Here is a 3,824-nt window from a genome sequence, read left to right as displayed (position 1 = left end):
CATCTCCTTATTATTTTTTAGAACATTCCTGTTCTTCAATAACTTCAATAACTTCAATAACTTCAATAAAAGTATCGCCCCCATACTGCATTAAACCGATCTTTTCTGTGCTAATTTTAAGTTTGCATTTTTACGGCATCAGTAGGTAATGCTTGCTAAGATAGTGGCAATATCCTCGTAGGGAAAAATATAAGATGAATCCAGTCATTGAAACTATTCTTGCACATCGTTCTATCCGATCTTTTACCGATCAGAAGATAACTCCAGATCAGCTGAGTACAATTATTTCTGCTGGTATTGCGGCATCATCATCGAGCCTATTACAGGTTAATTCAATCATTCGTGTTACGGATAAAGATAAACGCGAGCAGTTGGCTATACTGGCGGGCAACCAAGCTTATGTTGCAAGCGCTGCTGAGTTTTTAGTGTTCTGCATTGACTACCAACGTCATTACGCCATTAATCCTGAGGTAAAACCAGAGCTGATTGAACTCACTTTGATTGGCGCTGTAGACGCTGGGATCATGGCACAAAACTGTTTATTGGCGGCAGAATCGATGGGATTGGGTGGTGTTTATATTGGCGGCTTAAGAAATTCACCTAAAGAAGTGGATGAGTTATTAGAGCTTCCTCCATATTGCGCAGTGTTATTTGGTATGTGTTTGGGGTATCCGGCTCAGAATCCACAACTAAAACCTCGTTTATCTCCTGAGGTAATTGTTCATGAGAATACCTACCATGCTTTGAGTTATGCTGAAATAGAGCAATATGATGAGACGATGAGGGCTTATTATCAGACGCGTTCTTCCAATACTAAGCAAGCGGCTTGGTCTACAGAGGTAACGGCTAAATTAGCACAAGAATCTCGACCTCATATGTTGAACTATCTCAACAGTAAAGGCTTAGCACACCGATAAAAAGAGCCCAATCTTAACGATTGGGCTCTTTTACAATGATTAGGCTAAACCTTGAATAACGACGAATTTTTCAAGTAGTTGATGTTCAGTTTCTATGTGTTCTGGATCGGTAATGATGCAGTTTGTTATCGGACATACGGATTGACAGGTGGGCTTGTCGTAATGTCCTTTGCATTCAGTACATAGATTAGGATCAATTTCATAGATCCGGTTGCCCATAGAGATCGCGCCATTTGGACATTCCGGATCACACATATCACAGTTAATGCATTTACTGGTGATCAATAATGCCATAACTACTTGCCTACGGGATTACGAGTATCTTGGCCAGCATTCAAGTTACGCATTAACAGAGCAAAGTTTAAATCCAACTCTTCAGGAACCGGGATATAAACAAAGTGACCGTTTCCTTTTGCGTCATCAACAGTTTCACCTTTGCGGTTTTCCATTGCTTCAAGTCTGAAGACAACATTCCCTTTTGGGGTCATCAGCTCTAAACTATCACCTAAGATAAACTTGTTTTTAACTTCAACTTCAGCCATTTCACCACGACGTTTACCCGTAAATTCACCAACAAATTGCTGTGAATCTGAGACTGAATAGCCATAGTCATAGTTTTGATAAGTATCGTGTGTATGGCGTCGCAAGAAACCTTCGGTATAGCCACGGTGTGCAAGGCTTTCTAAAGTGCCCATCAGGCTTTCATCAAATGGTTTACCTGAAACTGCGTCATCAATTGCTTTGCGATACACTTGAGCTGTGCGAGCGCAATAATAGAAAGATTTAGTACGACCTTCTATTTTTAATGAATGCACGCCCATTTTCGTCAATCGTTCTACATGCTGTACGGCTCGTAGATCTTTTGAGTTCATAATGTAGGTGCCATGTTCATCTTCAAAAGCGGCCATCTTCTCTTCTGGACGATGGCTTTCTGAAAGCAAAACCACATCATCAATCGGTTTGCCTAAACCAAGTGTATTATCAGGGCGCTCTTCTTGTATCTCGATAGTTTGAACTGCTGCTGGATCAAATTTCTCGACAATTTGACCGGTTTCGTCTTCTTTGGCTGATTCAACTTTGTATTCCCAACGACATGCATTAGTGCATGTTCCTTGGTTTGGATCACGTTTATTAATGTAGCCAGACAATAGACAGCGACCTGAATAAGCCATGCATAATGCGCCATGAACAAAAATTTCGAGTTCGGTCGTTGGACATTGCTCACGAATTTCTTCAATTTCTTCCAACGAAAGTTCGCGTGATAGAATCACTCGTTCAACGCCTTGAGATGCCCAGAACTTAACCGTTGCCCAGTTAACAGCATTGGCTTGAACTGAAAGGTGAATAGGCATTTCAGGAAATGCTTCACGAACCATCATGATAAGCCCAGGGTCAGACATAATGAGCGCATCTGGTCCCATTTCAACTACAGGCTTTAGATCTCGGATGAATGTCTTAAGTTTTGAGTTGTGGGGTTGAATATTACAAACCACGTACAATTTTTTACCCAAAGCATGTGCTTCATCGATACCGATTTGCAGGTTTTCATGGTTAAATTCGTTGTTGCGTACACGAAGGCTATAACGAGGTTGGCCGGCATAAACGGCATCTGCACCGTAAGCAAACGCATAACGCATGTTTTTTAGACTGCCCGCCGGTGATAGTAGCTCGGGGACAAAAGGGGTATGTGTGCTCATTGTTTTTCTCTAATCTGATCTCAAGTCAGGCCAATACCACCTGATGGTATTGGAGGGGCGCAAATTTTACGTTAAAAATAACCTTATGCCTAGTAGGGATCGTAAGCGATACAAAAAAGCCCAACACTTTTAAGGGTATTGGGCTTTTGCATGATGCTTTTGTTAAGCGTTCGGGTGAGGAAGGCTGCCGAGAACGTCAAATAAGTTAGGCAAAAATGCCGACATTTCACCACACATTAATGAGAAATCGGCATCAAAGCGAGCCGCTTGCTCTTCTCGTGGAATATCTTCATTTTGTTCTTTGAGTTCATCGCTAAATGCCAAACGCTTAATGCTACAATCTTCAGCCAGAATAAAACTCAGGCGATCTTGCCAGTTCAATGCCAGTTTAGTGACAACTTTATTGGCTTCAATATGGCTTAAGATCTCATCGCTTGTCAGTTCTTGTTTCTTACAACGGATCACTGCACCATCTTCTAATAATGACTTTAATTCAGCTTCATCCAACAAGCTAAACCCTTGTGGTAGTTCGCCACTTTTAACCCACTGAGTAAGTGTTGTTTCTACCGCTTGTTCTGGGATCGCAGGTACTACGGGTAGGCTACCCATGGTTTTGCGTAGCAGCGCCAAAACGTCTTCAGCTTTTTTGTAGCTTGCGGCATCGACTAAAATGAAGCCTTGCTTGGGTAGGATAAGCACAAAGGTGAGATTGCTGCGGCTAAATGCTCTAGGTAGAAGATCGATGACAATATCTTCCTTGAGGCTTTCCTTCTCCTTTTTCTTGAGAGGTCGCCCTTCTTCCACTTCCATCGCTTCAACTTTGGCATTCAAAGAATCTTTAATGACCGAAGCAGGTAACATCTTTTCTTCTTTTTTCGCGCAGATCAGAATACGGTCTTCAGAAACGTGGGTCATCATGTCGCCGTGTTTACCCATTGCGTTAACCCAACCAAATTTTTGCTTATCTTGGCTGCCGCATGGCGTAAAACGAAATTCGGCCAGTTGTTTTTCGAGCTGATCGGCGTTGAATTCTACATCGCGATTAACACGATAAACCATACAGTTTTTAAACCACATATTCTTTCTCTTACTTAATTAGAAGACGCAACATGATAGGGGATTTGAAAGCTAAAGTCTTAAATCAATTTCAAAATATAATCATGAACTTGATAAGAAACTTATATGAAAAATTGTTTGCAAAGGTCACAAA

Annotated in this window: 4 protein-coding genes; 1 reads left to right on the top strand and 3 read right to left on the bottom strand. The window is 41.5% G+C overall.

The window, feature by feature from the left end; all coding sequences use genetic code 11:
* The first annotated feature begins 194 nt into the window (after nucleotides 1–194).
* Nucleotides 195–917 carry an oxygen-insensitive NADPH nitroreductase gene (gene nfsA / locus B9J87_RS15090; protein ID WP_017047921.1) on the top strand — a complete coding sequence of 241 codons (723 nt, stop codon included), beginning with the start codon at nucleotides 195–197 and terminating at the stop codon, nucleotides 915–917.
* 39 nt (nucleotides 918–956) lie between these two features.
* Here nfsA and B9J87_RS15085 read toward each other — a convergent pair whose 3' ends face one another.
* The 3 genes from B9J87_RS15085 to rdgC all read right to left on the bottom strand — a co-directional run bounded on the left by B9J87_RS15085 (nucleotide 957) and on the right by rdgC (nucleotide 3,691).
* Nucleotides 957–1,211 carry a YfhL family 4Fe-4S dicluster ferredoxin gene (locus B9J87_RS15085; RefSeq protein ID WP_013857525.1) on the bottom strand — a complete coding sequence of 85 codons (255 nt, stop codon included), beginning with the start codon at nucleotides 1,209–1,211 and terminating at the stop codon, nucleotides 957–959.
* A gap of 2 nt (nucleotides 1,212–1,213) precedes the next feature.
* Nucleotides 1,214–2,614: a prephenate-dependent tRNA uridine(34) hydroxylase TrhP gene (gene trhP / locus B9J87_RS15080; RefSeq protein WP_047689061.1), complete on the bottom strand. Its 1,401-nt coding sequence runs from the start codon at nucleotides 2,612–2,614 to the stop codon at nucleotides 1,214–1,216.
* A gap of 162 nt (nucleotides 2,615–2,776) precedes the next feature.
* A complete protein-coding gene (rdgC, locus tag B9J87_RS15075) occupies nucleotides 2,777–3,691 on the bottom strand; it encodes a recombination-associated protein RdgC (protein WP_094151544.1) in 915 nt (304 codons plus the stop codon).
* Nucleotides 3,692–3,824: the final 133 nt, after the last annotated feature.

The sequence above is a fragment of the Vibrio sp. V19_P1S1T109 genome, from assembly GCF_002241375.1.
GTDB classification, from domain to species: Bacteria; Pseudomonadota; Gammaproteobacteria; order Enterobacterales; family Vibrionaceae; genus Vibrio; species Vibrio anguillarum.
Note: the sequence above shows the minus strand (reverse complement) of the source record. Positions and strands in the feature narration are given on the sequence as shown.

Coding starts and splice junctions, on each gene's coding strand:
- nfsA (WP_017047921.1), top strand. CDS start 195: ATGAATCCAGTCATTGAAACTATTCTTGCACATCGTTCTATCCGATCT.
- B9J87_RS15085 (WP_013857525.1), bottom strand. CDS start 1,211: ATGGCATTATTGATCACCAGTAAATGCATTAACTGTGATATGTGTGAT.
- trhP (WP_047689061.1), bottom strand. CDS start 2,614: ATGAGCACACATACCCCTTTTGTCCCCGAGCTACTATCACCGGCGGGC.
- rdgC (WP_094151544.1), bottom strand. CDS start 3,691: ATGTGGTTTAAAAACTGTATGGTTTATCGTGTTAATCGCGATGTAGAA.